Raw genomic sequence first — 23827 nt, forward strand, 5'->3', positions numbered from 1 at the left:
CCATGCGAAACGCCGCAAGCATACTTTTCACTTTCGCCATCATAGTCGCTTGGGTTACCTGCTACACGCGCAGCGCGCAGGCGCAAACCACGGCCTTTACTTATCAAGGCAAACTGACCGACGCGGGCCAGCCTGCTAATGGCAATTTCGATTTGCAATTCAAACTCTTTGACACCGCCACCGTTGGCACGGGCGTGCAACAGGGCGGCACGCTGACCAACGCGACCGTCACCGTCAGCAATGGCGTGTTTACCGTCACGCTCGATTTCGGCGCGAATGTGTTTAGCGGGGCGGCGCGCTGGCTGGAAATCAGTGTGCGTCCGGCAGGTAGCGTGAATGCTTACACGGTGCTCACGCCGCGCCAGCCGATCAATTCAACGCCCTACGCGATTCAAACTTTGCACGCGGCGAGTGCCGATGTGTTGACAAGCGCGTGCGTCGCGTGTGTGCAAGGCGCGCAAATCGCCGGTTTGCCCACGGGCAGCACGAATTACATTCAAAACAGCACAGCCCAACAGGCATCCAGCAATTTCAATATCAGCGGCAACGGTTTGATCAACGGCAATTTGGGCATCGGCACCGCCACGCCGAACGACAAGCTGACGGTGCAAACTCCAACCAGTAGTTTTGGGATCACGCACACGGACGGCATTGCGAGCGTCGGGACATACATCGGCGCGGGCAGCAGCGGATACGGCGGGTGGTTCGGCACGAAATCGAATCACCCGTTGTTTTTCTATACCAACGGTGGCAGCGCACAAATGGCTTTGACGACTGCCGGCAATCTGGGAATCGGCACGTCGAACCCGCTCAGCAAGTTCACAATCAGCGGTGCCGGCGGCACGTTCAATACAGCGGGACTACCGCGCTTCGACCTTTTCAACACAGGCTGCAATTGTGGTATGTCGCAATTCGTGACCACTTCCGGTTACTGGGGACTGGCGACCTCGGCGGGACAAGGCTGGATGGCAGTGGGACCGACCGGTGACGTTCAAATTGGCGGGACTGCGGCTTACAACAACACCAGGGTGACCGTCTCTTCTCCAACCAACAGCTACGGCGTCTTGCAGTCAGACGGCAATATCGCCGTCGGTACGTATGCCGGCGGATTGGGCGGATGGTACGGAACGCAAAGCAATCACCCGCTTTTTTTCTTCACCAACAACGGCAATGCCCAGATGACCTTGTCAACGGCGGGCAACGTCGGCATCAATGCCATCACGCCGCTGGCGCGTTTGCACGTCAACGGCGGCACAAGCTGGTTTCAAGGCGATTCGACGCCGCTTACCGCCGCCGCTGGTCGCGGCGTCGCCGTCGGAATGAACAATGCGGGAGGCTACGTCTTTGCTTATGACTATGCTTTGGGTGCTCCCGTGCAACTCAACATGAATTTGCCCGGTGGCAGTATCAACCTCAATGGTTTCGTCACCCTTAACAGTATTGATACTTCTTTTGGAGGAGGCGTTCCGCTGTGTTGGAATCTAAGCTTGAACAACAGAATCGCGTCCTGCTCTTCTTCCTCAATACGTTATAAAACCAATCTGGCCGCTTTCCCCTCTGGAATGGCGTTGGTTCGGCAACTGCGCCCGGTGACCTTTGATTGGAAAGCGAATGGCCAACACGATGTCGGCTTCGTCGCCGAGGAAGTGGCTGAAGTCAATCCGTTATTCGTGACCTACAACCAAGACGGCCAGGTCGAGGGCGTGAAATATGATCGGCTGGGCACAGCCTTCGTCAACGCGTTCAAAGAACAGCAGGCGCAGATCGAATCGCAAACACAACACCTTCACACGCTGCAAAACCAACTCAAACAACAACAGCAACAGCTCGACACCTTGCGCAAGCTCGTTTGCCAAACCAACCCGCAAGCCACGGCTTGCCAGGAGTAATCCGATGCAACAAAAAATCGTTGCTGCTTTGGTTGTCATTTTGCTTTCGGCTGGCGCGCTCTATGCGCAGACGACTGCGTTCACCTATCAAGGCAAGCTGACCGACGCGGGTCAGCCTGCTAATGGCAATTTCGATTTGCAATTCAAACTCTTCGACACCGCCACCGTTGGCACGGGCGTGCAGCAAGGCGGCACGCTGACTAACGCGACCGTCGCCGTCAGCAATGGCGTGTTTACCGTCACGCTCGATTTCGGCGCGAATGTGTTTAGCGGGGCGGTGCGCTTTCTGGAAATCGGCGTGCGTCCGGCAGGCAGTGTGAATCCGTACACGGTGCTCGCGCCGCGCCAGCCGGTGCTGTCCACGCCTTACGCGATTCAAACGCTGAATGCCACGACGGCGGTCAATTTCAGCGGCGCGCTGGCGGGCGATGTGACGGGCACGCAAAGCGCCACCTCGATCAGCAACAACGCTGTTACGACGGCGAAGCTGGCTGATGGCAGCGTCACCAATGCGAAGATCACGGATGTCGCAGGCAGCAAGCTCACCGGCACAATCAGCAGCAGCAACCTGCCCGTGCCTTTGTCGCTGAGCGGCAACACCGCTACGCCTACGCCCATCTTCGCTGCCACGAACGCCGGCACGGGCGACGCGGTGCAAGCCACGAACAGCAACACTGGCGCCAACATCGCAGCCGTGCGCGGCATCATCAGTTCGACTACGCCAGGCGGATTTTCCGCCGGGGTGCGTGGCCTCAACAATGGGGCTGGCGGTCTTGGCGTCGGGGTTTATGGGTCACATGCTGGTTCCGGCTGGGGCGTCTATGGTACGGCCGCCAACGGCATTGGGGTCAACGGCACTGTCAGTGGCACTAGCGGCGTTGGGGTCTATGGCTCTGCCCAATTCACCGGGCTGGCTGGTAGCTTCGACGGAAATGTCCAAGTCTGCGACCGATTGAATATTGACCAAGGCAACAGCAATAACGGCAGCCTCAGCAACAGTGCCGCTGGGGGGAATGGCCTCGTTTTTGGCGCCGCGAATGGCGAGGGTATCGCTTCGCAACGCACGGCGGGCGGCAACCAGTTTGGCCTCGACTTTTACACCGCCGCGGCCAATCGCATGTCCATCAGCAATAGCGGCAACGTCGGCATCGGCACGACCGCGCCCGGCGCGAAGCTGGATGTAGTAGGTGCGATCAACGCGACGACACAATACAACCTCGGCGCTCAGCGGGTGTTGAGCAATGCAGGAGTGGACAACCTTTTGCGGGCGTCACTGCCGGCCAAGGCAATACGACTGGCTCAGGCAATTCCTTCTTTGGAAAGGCATCCGGTTCTCTCAACCAAACGGGCTTCGGCAATTCCTTCTTCGGTGCGTACTCAGGCCCTGCCAACATCGGCGGCATTCAAAACTCTTTCTTTGGCGCGAACGCCGGCCAAAGCAATACGACTGGCTCAGCCAATTCCTTCTTCGGTTTCGGCGCAGGCAGCCTGAACACCACTGGCACAAGCAACACTTATCTGGGATTCAATGCGGGCGGAACCGCAGCCTTGAACAACGCGACCGCCCTAGGGACGCAAGCGTTGGTGGAAGCCGACAACAGCCTCGTGTTGGGCAGCATCGCCGGTAAGAACGGTGCAACAACCAGCGTCAATGTCGGCATCGGCACGACGACGCCCGGCGAGCGACTGCACGTAGCGGGCAACGGACGGTTCATCGGCAATTTGAGCGCCAGTGGCTCCGTCGTCGTGGATCGCAACGCCACGAATGACGGCACGAACAACGGCGGCCTCTTTCCGGGTTTGGTCTTTGGCGCGGATCCCGTTTCCAGCGGCGAAGGCATCGCCAGCAAGCGCACGGCGGGTGGGAATCAATTCGGCCTGGATTTGTATACCGGCTATGCGGCGCGCCTGTCGGTCACCAGCGGCGGCAACATCGGCATCGGCACGACCGCGCCCGCCGACAAATTGCACGTCGCGGGCGAAGCGCGCGTCAACAGTTGCGTCAAAAATTCCGGCGGCACGGCCATCGCGGGCACCTGCGCCTCTGACCGGCGCTTCAAATGCGACATCACGGCCTTTCCCAACATGCTCGATCAAGTCGCGCGCTTGCGGCCCGTCCATTTTTATTGGCGCAGTCAGGACTTTCCGCAGGAACATTTTGGCGCGGAACAGAGCTACGGCCTGATTGCGCAGGAGGCCGAAGCCGTCCTGCCCGAACTGGTCGAAACGCGCGCCGATGGTTACAAGGCGGTCAATTACAGCAAGCTGCCGCTACTGATGTTGCAGGCAGTCAAGGAACTCAAAGCAGAAAACGATGCGCTCAAACAACGGAACGCACAGCAGCAACAATTGCTCAACGCTATGCAAGAACGGCTGCAAGCGATCGAACGGGCGCTCGCGCCCAAACACAGTGCGCCACGGCGGACGGCCAGGACACGGCAACCGCTACGACACACGCCGCAGCATTGATTTGGCAGGAGCCGGAGGGCGTATCTCCGGCAATGTAGCTTCATTGAGGGCGCGCGGCGCGTACCTCTCTCAGTTAACCGGGAGAACCGTGTTATGAAATACCCCGCTAATCGCAGCTATGTACTCTGGCTGTGTCTGTTGCTTACGTTGGGCGCGCTGACAATCCAGGCGCGGTATGGTGTGCCGTTGCGGTGGGTGCAGCAGCCTGCCCCGCCGGTTCCCGCGTCTGCCCCTGTGGCGCAACCCACGCACCCGGCCCGCAGCGCCAAACCCGTGCTGGCGGCAGCGCCCGTGCAATCTGGCGGCACGTACAACATCACACCCTCCGTCATCGCGGGCGGCGGCGCACGCAGCAGCGGCGGTTCAAATGTGGCTGAAGGCACTCTTGGACAAGGGCTGACCGGGCAATCGAGCGGCGGCACGTATGCCCTTGAAGGAGGCTTCTGGCCGGGCGCGGGGGTGCAGGGGCAAGCGCCAACCTTCATACCGGCAGCAGCCCTTTCGCGGCAACAAGGCTCCCCCGCAGGCGCGGCAGTGACGGTTGGCACGGTGAGCGATCAGCAAGTTCCGGCGGGCAATCTGACCGTCACACAAATCGCAGGCGGCACCGCCACCGGCATCAATGTCACGAACATCGTCAACACCAACGGCACGATCACCGCACAGATCAGTGCTGCGTGCGGCGCGACGGCTGGCACCATACGTTTTCAAGTGTCGAATGGCAGTCTGACTGGCACAGGCGATCTGCCAATCAACGTCACTGCCAACACGCCGCCGACACTGACATACGCGAATGCCAGTGTGAACACCGGCGGCGTGACGACGGTTAACCCGGCCACGGGGCCTAGCGACAACGGCACCCTCAACAGCATCGCACTGCAATCGCAAGGCACTTATACCGGCACGATCAGCGTCAATAATGCGACTGGTGTCGTGAGCATCAGTAACGCCGCGCCTGTGGGCACGCATACGATCACTACCCGCGCGACCGACAATTGTGGCGCGCTCACGGACACGAGCTTCATGCTGACCATCAATGCAGGCTGTCCGGCGATCACCGTCAATCCGGTCACGCTGTCCAGCGGGACGGCGGGCGTCGTGTATCAACAGATGCTTACGCAAACCGGCGGCGTGGGGCAAATCAACTGGAGCATCAGCGCGGGCAACTTGCCGCCGGGCTGGTCACTGAACGCGGCGACCGGGCAATTAGGAGGCTTGGCGGTTATCATTGGCGTGTACAACTTCACCGCACGCGCAACCGACACAAATAGCTGTCAGGGCACGCGCACATACACGGTGCAGATTAAGCCCAAAGCCAAAGCCGACTTCGACGGCGATGGCAAAACCGATCTGAGCATCTTCAGTCCCACTGCCGCGCCGCCCTTCCCGAACTGGAGCGTCATCAACAGCGGCAACAACGCGACCGTCACCCAGCAATGGGGCGCGGGCTATGCGCCATATTTCGATGACATCGTGCCCGGTGATTACGACGGTGATGGCAAAGCCGATCACGCCATCTGGCGCGGGGCGGATTCGCTCTGGTACATCCGCAGGAGCAGCGATGGGCAGCCTTTCGTGCAACTCTGGGGTGCGAACTACGCGCCGTATTTCGACATCCCGACGCCGGGTGATTACGATGGCGATGGCAAGACCGACATCGGCGTCTTCCGGCGCAGCGGCACCTGGTTCGTGCGGCGCAGCAGCGATGGGCAGAACATGATCGTCACGCACGGGCAGCAGGACGACATTCCGGTGCCAGCGGATTACGACGGTGATGGCAAGACCGACCTGGCCATCTTCCGACCCGGTGCGATTGCGCCCGCGCCGAATTGGATCATCCTGAATAGTTCGACCAACACCATCACGAGCATTCAGTGGGGTGCAGGCTACGCGCCATATTTCGACACGCCGGTGCCCGCCGATTATGATGGCGACGGCAAAGCGGACTTGGCGATTTGGCGCGGGGCGGATTCCATCTGGTACATCCGCAAGAGCAGCGATGGGCAAGCCATCCTGCAATTCTGGGGCGCGAACTATGCGCCATACTTCGATATTCCGACGCCGGGTGATTATGACGGCGACGGCAAGGCGGACATTGCGGTGTGGCGGCGCTCCGGGACGTGGTTCGTCAAGCGCAGCACAGACGGTTCGTTCCTGATCCAAAACCAGGGACAAAGCGGCGATGTGCCGGTGCCGGCGTTTGGCGTGCGTTGAGATCGTCTGGAAAGTTCGAGGAAGCTTGCGAGGTTAGCAAAAGCTGGGGAAGACGATCCTTGGCAGCCTGGTTGGCTTTGCCAGACAAATCAGAATTTTTCCGGACTCTTTACGACTACGAGCGGGGCAGTGTATTGCGTAACGGGTTGAAGCACTGCCTCTGGCCGCCCTGTTTACGGGCGAATTGCGCGCATGAGGTGGAATTGCTGGTTGAGTATCGTTTCAGATGGCGCGCGACGGCAGGTATAACTCCTTTCTTAATCATTGCCTCACCAAAGCATCACCAAAGCATCACCAAAAGCTCATGCCGCGCTGCGGCGCGCCTTGTAGACTGCGTGGCGTCAGAGATAAGCAGAGATTTTAACGGTTGTGACGACGCAGACTCCATTCGCTGGAGCTTGCTCGGCATAAGCTAACCCAGTCAACCGAAACCAGGTCTAATACAAGCAAGAGAAAAGGAGACGCTTTGACGAGAAACAAACGCCATTCACATCCATATTTTTTTGGCACCACGTTGCTGCGCGGCGGATTATTGGCCGCGCTGCTGGTTAGTCTGTTGGCAGGCATCGGCCAAACGCCCTGGCACGCGGCGGCGCAACAAAACGAGCGGCAGGCAATGGCTGAAATGGGCGGGCCTGTCCTGCGCCTGGAACAGCCGCAAAATCTGGCCGAAACGACCGAAGAGCAAAAACCAGCGAACGGGCTGCAAAACTTAATGATGGCTGGGAGCTTTTTGGTGGATCGGCTGACCGACAACAATCCGGGTGGCGGCGGCGAAGGTGCCGGGTTTGTGGGAGATTTGCGGTTCTGTCTCACGCAATCCAATGCGTTGGGCGGTAACAATACGATTGATTTTAGCGTGGCGGGCACTATCAATTTGGCGGGTGAATTGCCCTTGCTTAATAACAACGTGACGATCAACGGGCCGGGCGCGAGTGTCTTGACGGTGCGGCGGAATAGCGGCGGCGATTACCGCATCTTTACGATCAATTTCAACCGCGTGGTTACGATCTCCGGGCTGACCATCACCAAAGGGCGCGTTTTGCCAAACGGCTTTACCGGCGGCGGCGGTTTCTTCGTGAATTCGGGGGCGACGCTGAATCTGTCAAACAGCGTTGTGACCGACAACGAAGGCTATTCATTTGGCGGCGGCATCCTGTCGTTTGGCGCGTTGAACATCAACAACTGCACCATCTCTTTTAACAAGGCGGGCAACGGCGGTGGGTTTTATATTCTCTTCACGACCGCGAACATCACGAACAGCACGGTCAATAACAATATGACCGACTTTCAGGCGGGCGTCGGCATTCAGGATTCGATTGTCACGCTGACCAATTGCACCATCAGCAACAACAGCGCGACGACGGGCGGCAACGGCGTGGTGAGCCGCGCGACTTCCACAACGGCTGCCACAACGCTGACCAATTGCACGGTGGCCAACAACAGCGGGCCTGGCGCGGCGCTGTGGGCCATCAAATTCGCGGCGGCCACGGCGGCCAGCCTGAGCGTCAAAAATACACTGGCCTCTGCCAATAGCCCGGCGAATTTCGCCAACAGCGGCGGCATACTGGCCTCGCTCGGCCACAACTTGGATACGGATGGGACAAGCGGATTTGCGAACGGTCTCAACGGCAATATCGTTGGTTCTATGGGCGCGCCGATCAATGCGCAACTCGCTCCGCTCGCCAACAACGGCGGCCCGGCGCAAACGCGCGCGTTATTGTGCGGCAGCCCCGCCATTGACGCGGGTGACAACAACGGCGCACCCGCCACCGATCAACGCGGCAGCGCGCGCCCGGTGGGCGGCGCCGTGGACATCGGCGCTTACGAATCCACGCAAATCTGTTTGGGGCCGCTGACCGATGGGCAAGCGGGCGTGCCTTACAATCAAACCATTACGGTCAACGGTTGCAGTGCGCCTTACAACTTCGCTGTGGTGCAGGGCAATCTGCCTCCCGGCCTGGTGCTCAACCCCGCGACCGGCGTCGTCAGCGGCGTAGCCACCGTCGTCGGCACTTACAGCTTTACTGTTCAAGTGACGGGCAGTCTCGGTTGCACAGGCGTGCGCAGCTACACCCTGACGATCACGTGCCCGACCGTCACAGTCAATCCGGCGAGTTTGGTCAGCGGCACGCTTGGCGCGGCTTATAACCAAACGGTCGCCGCCGCTCCGGCTGGTGGCAACTATGTCTACGCGGTGTTCGCGGGCGCGCTGCCGCCGGGCTTGTCGCTGAATAGCGGGACGGGCGTAATCAGTGGCACGCCCGCAATGACGGGGCAATTCGGTTTCGTGATTCAGGCGGCAGGGTTTGGCGCTTGCCCCGGCACGGCCAGCTATACGCTGACCATCGCCGGTCAGGCTTGTCAGCCGATCACGCTGTCAGCCTTGGCGAATGGAACAGCGGGACAGTTCTATTACGGGAATGTGATGGCCCAGCCCGCCGGCAGTTATACCTATGCGGTGACAAACGGCGCGTTGCCGCTGGGCCTGGTGTTACAGAGTATGACGGGGGCCGTGTATGGAACGCCCGCGCCAGCCGGCGCCTATAACTTCACGATCAGCGCCACCAACGCGAGCGGCTGCACCGGCAGCAAGGTTTACAGCCTGACCATCGCGCCGTAAACCGCGCCCAGCGTGCGCCTCAACCAAGAACCCCAGCGAGAATGACCGCTCTTCTCGCTGGGGTTCTTGGTTTATAGAAGAGACACGCCCGGCGCGACTGACTTGGCGGGGGTGTTTAAGGCTTGTCATTACCCAAATCTTTGCGCGATTTCAGCCCGCGAAGGCGGGCGGCAGCATAAAGCCTGGGGTGAAGGCGCAGCCGGAACCCCAGGAAAGCGTCAAGTTGAATAACAAGCCCGCGAACGCGGGCGGCAGACGTTCGCTGGCGACCCCTAATCTGCCGCCCGCGTTCGCGGGCTTGGCGCATAATCGCCAATGTTCCCAGGGTTCCGCGCGCCACGCGCTGCACCCTGGGCTTTATGCTGCCGCCCGCCTTCGCGGGCTAAAAACCAAGCCCGCGTTTGGTGCAAAGATTTGGGTAATGACAAGGTGTTTATGGCCGGGGCAGAGCATTGCGCGGGGCATTGAAGCTCTGCCATTGGCCCTTTTGTTTGAACTCGAAGCGCGCGCGCGTGAGTTGGAATTGCTGGCTGAAGGCCGGATTTTGGTTGAGGAAGACGGCGCGTGTGCGTTCATCGGCGGTGACGATTTTCCATTGGCCGTTTTCTTTGCGCAGGTATTGCTGGGCAGTGGCGCGCCCGGCGCTAAGCACCTGCTCGTTGATGGTCAGGGGCTTTTTCAGCTTGCCGTAAATGGTCGTATCCACGACGGCAAATTCGCCGTGTTCCTGTACGCGACCGAGTTGCAGTTTCTCGATGATCAAAAATTCGTCCAGCCGTTTGAGACTGGCGCTGAGTTGTTCGCGCGTAGTTTCCTGTTGCATCTGGCTGGGCAGCAATTCGTAAAGCTTGTCGTACTGTTGCGCTTTGAGCAGCGTGAAAAACTGTTGCACGGCGGCGCGGGGCGTGCGCCCACCTGCGTTGTTTTGTGACAGGCTGGCAACGCAAAGCAATAAAAGGATTGGCGCGGCAAACGTGAGGCGGTTGTGTCGAAGCATGGCTCCTCTTGATGAAGTGCTCAGGCCGCAGCTTGCGGCAGTTGCCATTTGATGCGGGTATAGGCGATGCGAAAGCCTTGCCGTTCGGCGTTGCGTTGCGAACTGCTGCCAGGGGCGGCGCACATCATCGCTAAATCACAGCCCTGTTCGGCGGCGAACCGCAAACGGGCTTCTAACAACGCCAGTTGCGCGCCCTGCTTGCGGCCGCTGGGAATGGTGCTGGCCCCAGCCAACAGCGCCACGCCGTCGCAGAGGCATAAAGCTCCGGTGGCGATGGGTTGGCCCGCCAGTTCGGCAATGAATGAAACGCCGCCGGTACGGTTGGCCGTGACCAGCGAAAGCCCGTGCATCATGTCGGCAAACTCTGTGTATTCGCTCCAGCCTGCGGTGGCGATGCGCGCCCACAGATCATGCTCGTCCTCAGTGATCGGCCGCACCGCAATGTTTTCATTCAGCGCCGCATTCAATTGCGCGCCGCGTTCCAGCGCACGAAACATCACGCTGGTGAATTCAAACGGCTGATAGCCGCGCTCGTTCAGCAACGTGAAGGTGGTCGCCTCGGCCAAGGGACTGACTTCGTGGTGAACGGGCGCTTGGCGCGTGCAAAAGAAGGCTTCGATTTCATCCAGGGCGGCAGGCGTCACCGGTTCAAAAATGCCCAGGCCGAACGTTTGCGTGCATGGCGATTGCACGCCGTCGAACATTGCATAAGTCCCGGCGACCTTGATCCAGGTGGCGCCGCTGTCGGGAAAGACGCGCGCGCGGGCTTCGACAAAATCGGCATTGCTTTGCCCTTCGGTTTTTTCCAAACGGCGCGCCAGCAACAAATCGGCAAACAGCGCGGGTGATTCAATCATTGCTTTGCTCTCTTCTTATGCGGGAATTGGGCCGTCATCTTGTAGCAGCAAATTGAAGCGCGGCGCAACCGGACAAATCAATTCATAACGACGGGCAAAAAGCGAAGACGGCGCTTTAGCTCAAATTTTTACTACGGCATAGGAGAAAACCGCGCAGCCAGACAGTACCGCGCGCGTGAGCCAGCGGCGCGTCAATCTTGCGCATTGGTTGAACTGCCAAAGCTCCGCTGGCGCACGCGCGCGGTACTGTCCCAACGTCAACTGACTTTCGTAAACGCAACTGCAAACCGCTCTAGCGCCGCGTTGTCGGCGTCAGTGGCCGTCTCGATAATAAATTGCTCCATACGCTCTCCGCTGATACGCGCGGCAGTGGCGGGCTGCGCCGCTGCCGCGCAAGTTTTGTATTCTGCTGGGAAAGCGCGAAACCCCGGTCGAAATGCTCATGCGCGAACGGTGGCCGCGAAAAATCTCTGCGCTCAACACCCCGTCGAACCGAAGCCGCCCGCCCCGCGCGTAGTTTCATCCAACTCATTCGCCCATTCATAAGCACAGGGCGCGGCGCGTTCGATGATGAGTTGGGCGATGCGTTCGCCCGCCGCCGCCGTGAACGGCTGGTCGCCAAGGTTGATCAGCAAGACCAGCACTTCGCCGCGATAATCGGCGTCAATGATGCCGGCCAGCGTGTCAATGCCGTGCTTCGCCGCCCAGCCCGAACGCGGCGCGACGCGTCCGTAATACCCCGGCGGAATGGCCAGCGCGAGGCCGGTCGGCACGGCTTTGCGCGCGCCTGGTTGCAGCGTGAAGGCTTCGACGCAGTGCAAATCCGCGCCCGCCGCGAAAGCGGAACCACGCCGCGGCAATTGTGCGGCGGGATGAAGTTGTTTGACCCGAAGTGTGAAGTTGTCTTGTGCAGTCATAGCATTTGCCAAAATAACGTGGCGGCGAAGGTCCACGGAGTCACAGAGAGAACAGGTAACTGGCTCTGTGTCTCGGCGCCTCTATGGTAAGCTTCCTCGCCTATGTATGGGCCTAGGTTGATTGAAATTGCGCTAAACAACAAGGAGAGAAATGTATGTCGAATGTAATTCCGGAAAACTATGCAGATTTGTTTGCGAAGAAAGTCTTCGCCGGGCTGGCGACCTTGATGCCCAACGGCGCGCCGCAAGTCACGCCGGTCTGGATTGATTACGATGGCGCGCATGTGCTGTTCAACACGGCGATTGGCCGGCAAAAAGACAAGAACCTGCAAGCGGATGGCCGCGTGTCGGTGATGCTGGTTGATCCGGATAATCAGTATCGCTATCTGGAAGTGCGCGGCAAGGTGGTCGAACGCACGACCGAGGGCGCCGACGAACACATCAACAAAATGGCGAAGAAGTATTTGGACAAGGATGTCTATCCGTTCCGGCAGCCGGGCGAGCAGCGCGTGATCTTCAAGATCAAGCCGGAACGTGTCAGTTCGATGAACTGAGGCACGTTGAACAAATCCAGTGAAACGCGGCTGAGGCCTTGGTTGCGAGACCAGTGCCGCAGCCTCTTTCAACTCTTTGTACGTGACTGAAACAGATCAATATCTTGGCAGCGCTTTAACGGTCTGGCGTAGCTGCTGCGGCTGCCGGGAGAGGGGAAGTTTGAGTGCGCGCGAGTTGGACAAATTCCGCCAGTTCTTTCTCGTTCAGATCAGAGATCGCCAGAAAAATCAGCCCCGCTGACACCCAGCGAAACAGATGATAGCCCTGCCGCGTCACCGGGTTCAGTGCGATGTTTGGCGAAGTTTGGGTAGACGGCCAAACAAACAGATTGATGATGTGTTGCTGGCGCCGGTAAACCAGGGCCGCGACCGGCCGGTTGTTCAGGTAATCAAGCCGCCCTCCAATCAAAGGAAATCCGCGCTCCGTCAAGTCTGTGACCGGCGGCGAAAAATCCAAGCGGCCATTGAACCACGGTTTGACGGTGTGCCGGTCTGACGACGCGACATCGGTCAGATGTTCGGCCATCAGCGAACGCACGTGTGCCGAAATGATTTCCTGGGTGACGAGGTCAGCCGCGGCAGGACGAGTCAGCCATGGCCTGAAGGTCAGGATCAATACCGCGATAGCCGCCAGCGAAGCTCCCACGCCAAGCCAACGCCACCACACGGGCCACGAGTTGGGTTCGGTCTGATTGGTTTCGCGTGCCGCTGATTGCACGCGCCGTTGCAGCTTGGCCGGAGTCTGATAGTAAAGTCCTCCCGTCGTGATGGCAGAGCGCAACGCCTGTTGCGTTTGATAACGTTGCGCGCACGTCTGACAGGTTTGCAGATGCCGTTCGAACGCAAGGCTTCTCACCAGATCCAATTCACCATCGTGATAAGCGTGCAGCAGGTCTTGTGCTTCCGGGCAAATCATAGCGTTGTCTCCTTTCTGGTCAGGGCTTGTTGCAACCGCTGGCGCGCGCGCGCCAACCGTGACATCACGGTGCCCATCGGCAAATCGGCGATGTCGGCGATCTGTTTATAAGACAGCCCCTCCAGCTCGCGCAGGATCAGGATTTCCCGAAATTCCACCGGCAACTCTTCGAGCGCATGGCTGAGCAACTGATTGTCCGCCGCAGTTAACAACAACGCTTCCGCGTTGGGAGCAGCGCTTTCGAGGTGACGAATTTCTTCCTCGAAATCTGTCAGCGGTTCGTAGCGCCGCCGTTGTTGCAACCAGGTGTAACAAGTATTCCGCACAACCCTGAGCAGCCAGGCGCGTCCGTCTCCGCCATGAAATCCGCTAAAAAATTTCAGGGCGCGCAGATAAGATTCCTGCACTACGTCCTGCGCGTCGTGATCGTTGCGCGTCAGCCAGCGCGCCAGATTGTAGGCAGCGGCCAGATGCGGCAGCACGGTCTGCTCAAAGCGCGCGCGTTGGTTCGGGTTTTGCAAATGCTTGTCTTCCACTTTGGCCGCTTTGGCCTCTCCGCTTTGCTGGTCTCGTTCTGAGAGAAGACCGGTTGACCGGCGATTTTATTCCCGCCGCCGAATTTGCGCCCACGCGGGAATTTCCTGCTTGATAACTGAGTCTGTATCGCTGACGGCGAATTTACCATCAGGCGCGGCAAGCACTGACAAAACGATGGCAGATGAATCGCCACAATCCAAGCCGGAAAAAGGAGACAGACATGAGCAAGGTTGATAGACGCGATTTTATGAAGCTCGCGGGGCTGGGCGGCGTCGTGTTCGCTGCAGGGCTGGGCTTTGATGCAGTTGGGATGACGCAAAAACGGGGCAAGCAAAAATCTTTGCCGCAGGATTTCTACTTCGTGCAACTCTCTGACACGCACTGGGGCTTTGACGGGCCGAAAGCCAACCCGGACGCGCAAGGCACGTTGAAGAAAGCGGTGGCTGCGGTCAACAGCCTCGATGAACAACCGGATTTCGTCGTCTTCACCGGCGACCTGACGCACACCACGGACGATCCCAAAGTGCGGCGCGCACGAATGGCTGAGTTCAAGGAGATCGTCAGTCAGCTCAAGGTCAAGACCGTGCGCTTTATGCCCGGTGAGCACGACGCCTCGCTTGATCGCGGCGAAGCCTACCAGGAATTCTTCGGCGACCTGCATTACACCTTCGACCACAAGGGTGTGCATTTCATCGTGCTGGATAATGTCTCTGACCCCGAAGCCGTCGTGGGCGAAGCGCAGTTCGCCTGGTTGCAGGCAGACCTCAAACAACATCAGCCTGACACGCCCATCGTTGTGCTCACACATCGGCCCTTGTTTGATCTCTACCCGCAATGGGATTGGGCGACGCGTGACGCCGCGGCTGTGATTGATGCGCTGATGCCTTACAAAAACGTCACGGTCTTTTACGGACACATTCATCAGGAACATCATCATCTGACCGGCCACATTGCGCATCACGCGGCGAAATCACTGATCTTCCCCTTGCCACCGCCTGGCTCCGTGCCCAAACGTGCTCCGGTACTTTGGGATCCGGCAACACCATACAAAGGGCTGGGCTTCCGCAATGTCGAGGCCGCCGTCAAACGGGCCAAATATGAAATAACCGAACACGCCATCACGAAAGGATAAGAGGATGAATCGCACTATCGTTTTATTGCTCGCGCTGACCGCTGTGACCTGGGCTGCCGCTGTCAGAACTGGTTCTTCCACCGAGAACGTCATCCGTGTGACCGCGAAAAAGTTTGCGTTCACGCCCAGCGAGATCAGGGTCAAAAGGGGAGAGCCGCTCGTGTTGGAGCTAACTTCGACAGATCGGGGACATGGTTTCTCGCTGCCTGATTTAGGCGTGGACGCGAAGATGAAGCCGGGTGAAATCACGCGCGTCAGTTTCACGCCGAACAAAGCCGGTAAATTCAGTTTTGTCTGTGACGTGTTTTGCGGCAGCGGCCACGATGAGATGTCCGGTACGTTGGTGGTCACAGAATAGCTTGCGCCGAACAGAACAAGGAGTTCACAGATGAAGAAGCAGTTTATCAAAGGCGCGTTGATCGGCATCGCGGCGTTCTTGCTGGGCGCAGTCGTGATCGCGCTCTTGGTGATGAAGCTTGGCTCCGTACCTGTCAACGCCGACCAGCAACCGACTGCTTTGGAGGCACGGTTGCTGGGCTTGGCGGTGCATGCGTCAGTTGCGCGGCGTGCGCAGCAACAGCCCAATCCGGTGCTCTCCACGGAAGGAGGCTTAACCACCGGAGCGGAGATCTACACGCATATGTGCGCGAAGTGCCACGGCCAGCCGAACGCCGGGCCGAGCATCTACGGCGCATCGTTCTATCCCCCGGCCCCCCAGCTTACCAGTCACCCGCCTCAGTACACCGAGGCGGAAATTTTCTGGATCGTTAAGCATGGGATTCGCAATACCGCCATGCCAGCCTGGGGCAGACAGCTTTCCGATGAGGACATCTGGCAGGTGGTCGCCTTCCTGAAGCGGCTTTGATGAGAGAAGGCCGGCTGACCGGCGATTCCAACTGGGCACCACTTCAATGGCTTTGTCGTTCTTGCGCTTGCGCCAGCCGCTGGCGAATACCGTGTTCGATCAGCCACTGTAGCACGGGCGAATCGTGCCCGGCCGTCAACAACGCCAGCACGTCTGCCGGTTCATCAATGTCGAGCGCAATGCGCGGGAGTTCCACGACCTGGCATTGCGCTCCTGCTTTTTCGGCCTCGGCCAAATGTTTCGGCAGACTGTTGGCGCCGAAGTGCGAAGGGAAGAGCGTGGGCGGGCAGCGCAGGATTGCATTCGTGCCCGTGCCGTCGCGCGAAGGCACGATGATGGCAGAGGGCGCGGGCGCAGCGTGCGCGAGGACGGTTTCAATGTCTTCGGCTGTAATCAATGGCAGGTCAATCGGCAAGCGCAGCACGGCCTCAGCGCCGCGTTTGCGCAATTCCCGCGCACCAAAATCCACCGAGGCGCTTTCCGAAATCTGCTCGCGTTCGAGGATCACTTCCATCCCATATTTTTCAGCTAATTCAATTGCGGGCGGATAAAGCGTGACGACGGCGATACGGTCAATCGTGCGCGTTTGTGCGGCGGCGGCGAAGGTGTTTTCGAGCATGGCCCAGGCGAGTTGCGTGCGTTCGGCTTGGGTCAGCAGGGCGGCCAGGCGCTGTTTGGCGCGCGTCAGGTCTTTGACTGGGATTAAGATGTAGCGCATACACAAACTGTCCGGCAAGCTGCCAGCTTGCCGAAGGGCTGCGAATTAGAAACAACCCGAAGTCATTGACAAGCTGGCAGCTTGTCAAACAAGAGAACTGTTATGAATCGAATGGATAGGCTACTCGGCATCGTGCTGGAGTTGCAACGGCGCGGCACCATGCGCGCTGAAGACCTGGCGGCCAAATTCGAGACCAGCAAACGCACGATTTATCGCGACGTGCAGGCGCTGTGCGAAACCGGCGTGCCCGTGATGTCGCAGGCGGGCGTGGGCTATGCGCTGGTTGCGGGTTACTTTCTGCCGCCGCTCAGTTTCACGTCGGATGAAGCGGCGATGCTGTTGCTGGGCGGCGAATTCATGGCGCAGAACTTCGACGCGCAGTACCGCGAGCGTGCCCGGCATGCCGTCAACAAGATCGAAACGGTCATCCCTGAGCGCGTGCGCGCCGAGGTGGCCGAGTTGCGCGCAAGCATTCACTTCGTCACGCCCGAAACCTTGAGCGGCGAGACGACGGCGGAGCTGTTGCTGCCGCTGCGGCGCGCGATCATCGAACGGCGGGCAGTGCGCTTTCGCTATCACACCAAATTCGCGGGCGACGACATGAGCGCCGAACGGGTGCGCGAGGCCGACCCTTACGCGCTGCTGCGTTATGGCGAATCGTGGTACCTGATCGCCTATTGCCACTGGCGGCAGGACATCCGCAATTTCAGGATGGAGCGCGTCAGCGAGTTGGAGGTGCTGGAACAGCGGTTTGAGAAACAGCCGGGTTTCAAAATGGAGCCGCCCGTCGAAGACCAACGCCGCATCGTCGTGCGCGTCTGGTTCGACGCTGAGGTCGCGCCTTGGGTTAAAGAATCGCGGTCTTATTACATCGAGAGCGTCGAAGAGTTCCCCGACGGTTTGCTGGTGACTTCGCGGGTGCGCTACGAGCGCGAGGCGGTGCAGTGGATTTTGGGTTGGGGCGCCAATGCCCGTGTGCTGGAGCCGGAATCGTTGAAACGACGGGTGGCGGAAGAGGCCCGCAAGATTTTTGAAATAAATTCGGCCTAGCCAAAGCCTGCTGACATACTGTTGTCACTCGGCCCGTGTACTCTCCAATCCGTCGGAATCAAGCAGGAACTCGAAACTACTTTCACCCAGAGGAGAGGCTATGAACAAAGCGGCACTACAAGGACAACGGTTTTATTTCAACATGGTGCACGGCGTGACATTGCGCCTGATCGGCACGTTCAGCGACGCCGATTTGGACTTTCGCCCGAAAGAGGGCCTGCGCAGCGTGCGCGAACTCATCATGCACATGTACACGATGGAACGGTCGCTGGCCGCTAACATCCGCAGCGGCAAACTGACCGAGGAATCCGAAAGTATGGCGGTGCCGGAAAAACCAGCGGGCCAGGCGGTTTTGGCCGAATTGAAGACAGTGGCCGATTTGCTGGCCTATGCGCGCCGCTATCATCAGGCGCTGGATGAGACGGCAGAAGCAATGACTGACGAAGATTTGCAAAAGCCGGTCGAAGCCTGGTACGGCAGCTTCCCGGCCTGGCAGTTTTTCGCGTTTGCCTATGACGAGCATTGGCACCATCGCGGCCAGCTTTACACTTACGCGCGGCTGCTGGGGAAAGAGCCGCCGATGCTTTACGACTACGAAAACTCGCCGGTGTAACTTGAATATACGTCTTTGCCACAGAGGCACGGAGACACTGAGAAGAAGACTTGTTGATCTCTGTCCGCAGTTTTCCTCTGTGTCTCCGTGCCTCTGTGGCAAATGGTTTTGATTTAACTCTGCAACTCGACTCGACCGTTTGAGGAAGTGACCTCCTCAACTACTTGAACCGTGATTTGAGCGAGGGCCAGCTTCTCGTTGGCCCCGCTCATCACGGTATTTGTCACGAGAACGGGCACGCCGAGCGCTTCAATCTCTACCTTGGCCTCAGCATCCTGGTTATCAATGATGAACGCATCGAGGAAATCGGCATAAAGCCGTGCGATCTGCGTGGCTGAAACCGCGTGGCCCAGTTGCGCCAGCATCCGGTCGGTCGGGCCTTTGAGTGAAGCGCCGCCAACGACGGGGCTGACGGCGATGACTTTGGCTGCCGTTTGTTGCAAGCATTCGCGCACGCCGGGGACGGCCAGAATCGGGCCGATGCTGATGAGCGGATTGCTGGGGCAGACGATGACGGCCTGGCTTTGTTGAATAGCCGCGAGCACGCCGGGCGCGGGTTGCGACGCTGCGATGTTTTCAAAACGTATGCCTTGCACAATGGGTTGCGCACGATGCTTGACCAGATATTCCTGAAAGTGCATTTCGCCCGCGTCGGTGATGATCGTGGTCGGCGTGTGTGTATCGGTCATCGGCAGGATGCGCGCACGCACGCCGAGCGTCGTGCGAATGCGGCCGGCAATTTCTGACAGCGGCACGCCCTGTTTCAATAAGTTTGTGCGGAAGATGTGTGTCGCCAGATCGCGGTCGCCCAGATTGAACCAGCGTTCGCCATCGTAAAACCGCAGCAGCGAATCCAGGCAATGAAAGCTGTCATCTTTGACGCCCCAGCCCATTGCCGGATTGACCAACCCCGCCAGCGTGTAGGTGACGATGTCCAGATCGGGCGCGATGTAGAGGCCGAACATTTCGATGTCGTCGCCCGTGTTGACGATGATGGTGAGTTCTTCGGGCGGCAGCGCGCGGGCCAGGCCATCCAGCAATTTCGACGCGCCGACGCCGCCTGCGAGTGCGGTAATCATCGGATTTCAGATTTGAGATTGCAGCTTGAAGATTTGAAATTGCGTTAGCGAAACAGATCGCGTTCGCGCGCTCTGATCAAAGGTTGCGCGCTGCCTTCGCCACGGTCATAGGGGACGCCGCGCGCAATGACGACGGGAATGCGGGCGGTTTTGCGCATCAGCAAACCCGATGCGGCGGCGATTTCATCGGCGACGGCCAGCACCGTGGCGGCGAGCGGTTTGCCGAAATCATCGGTCTCGCCGCGAAAGTCGTGCACCGGATTCAAGCCCGCGACGCCGATGGCCACGTTCGTCAGCCCCTCGCGCCAAGCCCGTCCAAACGTATCGGTGATGAGCACAGCGACTTCGATCTTGAGCAACTCGGCCAGTCGCGCGCGCAAGAGCAGCGCTGAATCGTCCGGTGCAAGCGGCAGCAACGCCACCCAGTCTTTGCCTTTGACATTCGATTTATCCACGCCCGCGTTGGCGCACACGAAACCGTGTTTGGTCTCCGTGATCAACACGTGTTCGTCCATGCGGACAATGCGCGCGGCTTCGCGCAGGACGATCTCGATTAGCCGGGCGTCGCGCTGTTGGCGGGCGGCAACCTCTTCGGCAAATGGCGACGGTTTGATTGCGGCCAGATTGACCAGCCGACCTTCGGCTTTTGAGACGATCTTTTGCGCCACAACCAGCACATCGCCATCGCACAATTGCACCTCGGCCTTGCGCGCGGCGCGGGCGATCAGTTGCGCCAAATCGTCGTTCGGCTTGACCTCAGGCAGGCTGGGCAAGGGGATGAACTGGATGGTTTGCGGACTTTCCATGATGTTCAGATGATGCGTGAAAAGAGCGCGTATGCTAAGCGCAGCCGCTTTGACAAGCAAGTAAGCTTGTGGCGCAATGCGCGCGTCAATTCAACTCAAATCAATTGGTACCGTAGGCTGCCAGCCTGTTGTTGCCTGGGGCAAAAAATCGCTGGCAGTCAATCCGTTCTTGCTGCCAAGTCGCAGCAGGCTGGCAGCCTGCTGTACATCTAGGAGATTCCGCTATGCGCACCCAACGTCTGTTGGCCGGTGCGGTGTTCTGTTGGTTTTCGGCGTGCCTTTCAGTCGCGGCGCAAACCGCGCCACCGGAAACCACTTCGCTGCTCGGCGTCAAACATTACGCCCAGGCTGACGAGAAAGGCGAGGTCGCCGCTGCCGAAAAGAAGCTCGCGGCCGATCCAGGCAACCTCGAATTGCTGATCGCCTTGGGCCGCGCGCAAGCCAGCGTGTGGCGCTACAACGATGCGATTGCGACCTATACGCGGGGGATCGTTGCTGCGCCGACGAACGCCATGCTCTATCGTCAGCGCGGCCATCGCTACATCTCGACGCGGCAATTTGATAAGGCGATTGCCGACCTGGAAAAAGCCACGCAACTCAAGACCGACGATTTCGACATCTGGTATCACCTGGGCTTGGCCTATTACCTGAAAGGCAAATTCGACAAAGCCGCGCGCGCCTATCAAAGCTGCCTGGCTGTGGCGGAAAAAAGCGGTAAGGATGATTCGATCATCGCCGTTTCGGATTGGCTTTATATGTCGTATCGCCGCCTGGGCAAGGCTGCCGACGCTGCTAAAGTGCTCGCACGCATCACGCCGCGTATGCAGGTCGTAGAGAACAAGTCGTATTACGACCGGCTGCTGTTTTACAAAGGGCTGAAGCCGGAAGCTGAGTTGGTCAATTTGGAAAAGGCGAGCGATCTGGAAATCGCGACGGTCGGCTATGGCCTGGGCAATTGGCACTTGTACAACGGCAACAAGGCCAAAGCCGCAGAGTTTTTTCGCCGCATCGTGAGTGGCAAGTATTGGCCCGCGTTTGGCTTCATCGCGGCAGAGGCCGAGCTGGCGCGTGGGAAAAAGTGAGTTTGGTTGATTGCGCAGCCAGCGGCTCAGTGCAAGCCTGAGCCGCTGGCAACTCGTGATGGTCTTATTCAGGGCTTACGCAGAACCATTGCCACAGAGGCACCGAGTCACAGAGGAAAGGCCTGCCTGACCGGTAAACTCTCTCTCGCTCTGTGGCTCGGTGCCTCTGTGGTAAATTTCCGGCTTTTGCGTAAGCCCTATTATTGACTTCCCGCCTGGGTGATCGCTTTGCCCAGAATGCCAAGCTCGCTCAGTACCTGTGCCAGCTTGGCGCGATTGCCCTGTGTCATCGGCACCATTGGCAGCCGGTAGACCTCTTCGATCAGCCCCGCCATTGCCAGCGCCGCTTTCACCGGCATCGGATTGCTTTCGATAAACAGCGTTTTGAACAGTGGCGTGAGCCGGTTGTAAAGCTTACGCGCTTCGACGTAATTGCCAGCCAAACACAAATGCGCGAGGTCGCTCGTCAGTTTGGGCGCGATGTTCGAGGCGACCGAAACGACGCCGATGCCGCCCAGCGCCGCCACCGGCAGCACCACGCTGTCATCACCCGCGAAAAGTTTGAAATCCAGCCCGGCGGTCAGCGCGGCGACTTCGCCGATTTGCGAGATGTTGCCGGAGGCCTCTTTGATGCTGTGGATGCGCGGCAAGGAGGCCAGGCGCGCGGTCGTCGCCGGTTCCATATTCACACTCGTGCGGCCCGGCACGTTGTAGAGCATGATCGGCAGGCTCGTCGCGTCGTGGATCGCGCGGAAGTGCTGATACAAACCTTCTTGAGTAGGTTTGTTGTAATACGGTGTCACCGAAAGAATCGCGTCCGCGCCGAGCTTTTCATAACGATGCGTCTTTTCGATGTTCTCGCGCGTGTTGTATCCGCCCGCGCCGCCCAGCACGGGCACGCGACCCGCGGCGGCTTCGATGGTGATTTGCACGACGCGCGCTTGTTCTTCTTCGCTCAGCGTCACGCTCTCGCCGGTCGTGCCGCAGGCGATCAGGAAGTCCACGCCGTTGGCGATTTGGAATTCGACGAACCGGCGCAACGCCGCCTCGTCAATGGATTCATCCTGCTTGAAGGGCGTCACGATGGCCGTGCCGCAGCCTTTGATTTGGTTGATGGTTGCCATAAGTTCCTCTTTACGGTACCGCGCGCGTGAGCAAGCGGTGACTTGGCGATTGCCAAATAGGGTGACTTGGCGATTGCCAAATAGGGTGATTTGGCGATTGCCAAATAGGGTGACTTGGCAATTACCAAATCATATTGATGCGTCAGGCCCCGCTTGCTCACGCGCGCGGTACCGTTTTTGACTACTCTGCAAATAACAATTCGGGAAATTCGTAAAAGCCTGTCTTGCCCGCCAGCAATTCCGCCGCCAGCACCGCACCGGTGGCGAAGCCCGCGCGCGAGCGCGCAACGTGCGTGAGCGTGACCGTATCGGCTTCGCTGTCGAACCCGACTTCGTGCGTGCCGGGAATGTGTCCGGCCCGCAGGACACTGATGCCAGTGGGAAAGTCGGGCGTGCGCTCGCCGTAACTGGCGCGCATCTCTTTGGCGAGCGACAGCGCCGTGCCCGATGGTGCATCCTTTTTGAATTTGTGGTGCGCCTCAAACAAGAACGGGTCATATTCGGTGTAGCGCGCAAACAGCACCGACGCATCGCGCACGAGCTTAAAGAATAAATTCATGCCGATGGAAAAGTTGCTGCCATAAACCAACGCGGCGTTGTGCGCGGCGACGAGTTGTTTGACTTCGTCGAGATGCGCGAGCCAGCCCGTCGTGCCGACGACCGTGGGAACCCGCAACGCAACGAGGCGGCGAATGTTGATGAGCGCCGTGGCGGGCATGGTGAATTCGATGGCGGCGTCAACGCCCGCGAGCGCCTCGGCGGTGAGGCCCGCGCCGTCCACGTTGTTATCAATGTCGAAGCGCGCGACGACCGTGTGGCCGCGCTGTTGCGCAATGCCTTCGATCATTTTGCCCATCTTGCCGTAACCGACGAGTGCGATATTCATGAGAGATTCAGTTCGTATTCGTGATTGGTGCGCCAACCGCCGCGCAGCGGAAAATCCATTTCGGCAGCGCCGGTGAAAATGAACCCGGCTTTTTCCAGGATGCGGGCCGACGCTTTGTTTTCGGGGAAAACACCCGCCAACAATTTTCGCGCCTTCAGCGAACGCGCCAGCGCGATCACCAATTGCACGGCGGCGGAAGCATAGCCGTTGCCCGCGTATTTGCGCCCCACCCAATAACCGATTTCAAACGTTTGCCTGACTTGTTCGACCAACCCGATGGCGCCGACAAATTCATCCTCGGGCTGGCGCAAGATGGCGAACATGTGCGGGTGCCAGTCCAGCCGTTGCGCAAGCCATTCGCGCGCCGCCGCTTCGGTGCAGGGGTAGGGGATGCTCCCCGTGGTTTTGATACTCTCCCAATCAGCACCGAGCAAGCGCGCGTAATGCGCAGCGTCTGCCAAGCTGAGCGGGCGTAATCTGACGAGTGTTGCTTGCATAC

General features: G+C 59.1%; 23 protein-coding genes. 12 read left to right on the forward strand and 11 right to left on the reverse strand.

Annotated features, from left to right (window positions below):
* The first annotated feature begins 2 nt into the window (after positions 1-2).
* From HY011_09850 to HY011_09870, 5 genes are all read left to right on the forward strand, one after another.
* Positions 3-1889, forward strand: a complete 1887-nt coding sequence (locus HY011_09850; GenBank protein ID MBI3423231.1) for a tail fiber domain-containing protein — start codon at positions 3-5, stop codon at positions 1887-1889.
* Between the two features lie 4 nt (positions 1890-1893).
* Positions 1894-3381, forward strand: a complete 1488-nt coding sequence (locus HY011_09855; GenBank protein ID MBI3423232.1) for a hypothetical protein — start codon at positions 1894-1896, stop codon at positions 3379-3381.
* Between the two features lie 56 nt (positions 3382-3437).
* Complete coding sequence (locus HY011_09860; GenBank protein MBI3423233.1) at positions 3438-4358, forward strand: tail fiber domain-containing protein; 921 nt, start codon at positions 3438-3440, stop codon at positions 4356-4358.
* A 93-nt stretch (positions 4359-4451) separates the two neighbouring features.
* Positions 4452-6572 (forward strand): VCBS repeat-containing protein, encoded by a 2121-nt coding sequence (locus tag HY011_09865; GenBank protein ID MBI3423234.1) that lies wholly within the window; start codon positions 4452-4454, stop codon positions 6570-6572.
* Positions 6573-7038: 466 nt separating this feature from the next.
* Positions 7039-9195, forward strand: a complete 2157-nt coding sequence (locus tag HY011_09870) for a putative Ig domain-containing protein (GenBank protein MBI3423235.1) — start codon at positions 7039-7041, stop codon at positions 9193-9195.
* 433 nt (positions 9196-9628) lie between these two features.
* Here HY011_09870 and HY011_09875 read toward each other — a convergent pair whose 3' ends face one another.
* The 3 genes from HY011_09875 to dut form a co-directional block, all read right to left on the reverse strand.
* The gene (locus tag HY011_09875) at positions 9629-10192 is read right to left on the reverse strand and encodes a hypothetical protein (protein ID MBI3423236.1); all 564 of its coding nucleotides are present in this window, start codon (positions 10190-10192) and stop codon (positions 9629-9631) included.
* Positions 10193-10212: 20 nt separating this feature from the next.
* Positions 10213-11049 (reverse strand): hypothetical protein, encoded by an 837-nt coding sequence (locus tag HY011_09880; protein ID MBI3423237.1) that lies wholly within the window; start codon positions 11047-11049, stop codon positions 10213-10215.
* 476 nt (positions 11050-11525) lie between these two features.
* Positions 11526-11966 carry a dUTP diphosphatase gene (gene dut / locus HY011_09885; GenBank protein ID MBI3423238.1) on the reverse strand — a complete coding sequence of 147 codons (441 nt, stop codon included), beginning with the start codon at positions 11964-11966 and terminating at the stop codon, positions 11526-11528.
* 155 nt (positions 11967-12121) lie between these two features.
* Between dut and HY011_09890 the strand changes: the two genes are divergently transcribed.
* A complete protein-coding gene (locus HY011_09890) occupies positions 12122-12520 on the forward strand; it encodes a PPOX class F420-dependent oxidoreductase (GenBank protein MBI3423239.1) in 399 nt (132 codons plus the stop codon).
* Positions 12521-12635: 115 nt separating this feature from the next.
* Here the strand turns inward: HY011_09890 and HY011_09895 are convergent, their stop codons facing one another.
* Positions 12636-13436: an anti-sigma factor gene (locus HY011_09895; GenBank protein MBI3423240.1), complete on the reverse strand. Its 801-nt coding sequence runs from the start codon at positions 13434-13436 to the stop codon at positions 12636-12638.
* A complete protein-coding gene (locus tag HY011_09900) occupies positions 13433-13957 on the reverse strand; it encodes a sigma-70 family RNA polymerase sigma factor (protein ID MBI3423241.1) in 525 nt (174 codons plus the stop codon). Before HY011_09900 ends, HY011_09895 begins: the two co-directional genes overlap by 4 nt.
* A gap of 236 nt (positions 13958-14193) precedes the next feature.
* Here HY011_09900 and HY011_09905 point away from each other — a divergent pair, with 236 nt between their 5' ends.
* From HY011_09905 to HY011_09915, 3 genes are read left to right on the forward strand one after another with little or no spacing between them, the layout of a single operon-like run.
* Positions 14194-15105, forward strand: a complete 912-nt coding sequence (locus HY011_09905) for a metallophosphoesterase (GenBank protein ID MBI3423242.1) — start codon at positions 14194-14196, stop codon at positions 15103-15105.
* Positions 15106-15109: 4 nt separating this feature from the next.
* Complete coding sequence (locus HY011_09910) at positions 15110-15463, forward strand: cupredoxin domain-containing protein (protein MBI3423243.1); 354 nt, start codon at positions 15110-15112, stop codon at positions 15461-15463.
* Positions 15464-15493: 30 nt separating this feature from the next.
* On the forward strand, positions 15494-15970 hold the full coding sequence (locus tag HY011_09915) for a cytochrome c (GenBank protein ID MBI3423244.1): 477 nt from the start codon (positions 15494-15496) through the stop codon (positions 15968-15970).
* A 43-nt stretch (positions 15971-16013) separates the two neighbouring features.
* On the opposite strand, the gene cofC is transcribed toward HY011_09915, so the two are convergent.
* Complete coding sequence (gene cofC, locus HY011_09920; GenBank protein ID MBI3423245.1) at positions 16014-16688, reverse strand: 2-phospho-L-lactate guanylyltransferase; 675 nt, start codon at positions 16686-16688, stop codon at positions 16014-16016.
* Between the two features lie 102 nt (positions 16689-16790).
* Between cofC and HY011_09925 the strand changes: the two genes are divergently transcribed.
* Entirely contained in the window at positions 16791-17738 is a 948-nt protein-coding gene (locus tag HY011_09925; GenBank protein MBI3423246.1) for a YafY family transcriptional regulator, read from the forward strand.
* A 100-nt stretch (positions 17739-17838) separates the two neighbouring features.
* Positions 17839-18351, forward strand: coding sequence for a DinB family protein (locus HY011_09930; protein MBI3423247.1), 513 nt, complete (start codon positions 17839-17841; stop codon positions 18349-18351).
* A 113-nt stretch (positions 18352-18464) separates the two neighbouring features.
* On the opposite strand, the gene HY011_09935 is transcribed toward HY011_09930, so the two are convergent.
* Positions 18465-19430: a 2-phospho-L-lactate transferase gene (locus HY011_09935; protein ID MBI3423248.1), complete on the reverse strand. Its 966-nt coding sequence runs from the start codon at positions 19428-19430 to the stop codon at positions 18465-18467.
* A 44-nt stretch (positions 19431-19474) separates the two neighbouring features.
* Complete coding sequence (gene cofE, locus HY011_09940; protein ID MBI3423249.1) at positions 19475-20236, reverse strand: coenzyme F420-0:L-glutamate ligase; 762 nt, start codon at positions 20234-20236, stop codon at positions 19475-19477.
* Between the two features lie 224 nt (positions 20237-20460).
* Between cofE and HY011_09945 the strand changes: the two genes are divergently transcribed.
* Positions 20461-21318, forward strand: a complete 858-nt coding sequence (locus HY011_09945; GenBank protein ID MBI3423250.1) for a tetratricopeptide repeat protein — start codon at positions 20461-20463, stop codon at positions 21316-21318.
* Positions 21319-21518: 200 nt separating this feature from the next.
* On the opposite strand, the gene HY011_09950 is transcribed toward HY011_09945, so the two are convergent.
* The 3 genes from HY011_09950 to HY011_09960 form a co-directional block, all read right to left on the reverse strand.
* Positions 21519-22442: a 4-hydroxy-tetrahydrodipicolinate synthase gene (locus HY011_09950; GenBank protein MBI3423251.1), complete on the reverse strand. Its 924-nt coding sequence runs from the start codon at positions 22440-22442 to the stop codon at positions 21519-21521.
* Positions 22443-22623: 181 nt separating this feature from the next.
* On the reverse strand, positions 22624-23328 hold the full coding sequence (locus HY011_09955; GenBank protein ID MBI3423252.1) for a dihydrodipicolinate reductase: 705 nt from the start codon (positions 23326-23328) through the stop codon (positions 22624-22626).
* On the reverse strand, positions 23325-23825 hold the full coding sequence (locus HY011_09960) for a GNAT family N-acetyltransferase (protein ID MBI3423253.1): 501 nt from the start codon (positions 23823-23825) through the stop codon (positions 23325-23327). The genes HY011_09955 and HY011_09960 overlap by 4 nt, the downstream gene beginning before the upstream one ends.
* Positions 23826-23827 lie beyond the last annotated feature (2 nt).

The organism is Acidobacteriota bacterium (assembly GCA_016196035.1).
GTDB lineage: Bacteria > Acidobacteriota > Blastocatellia > RBC074 > RBC074 > JACPYM01.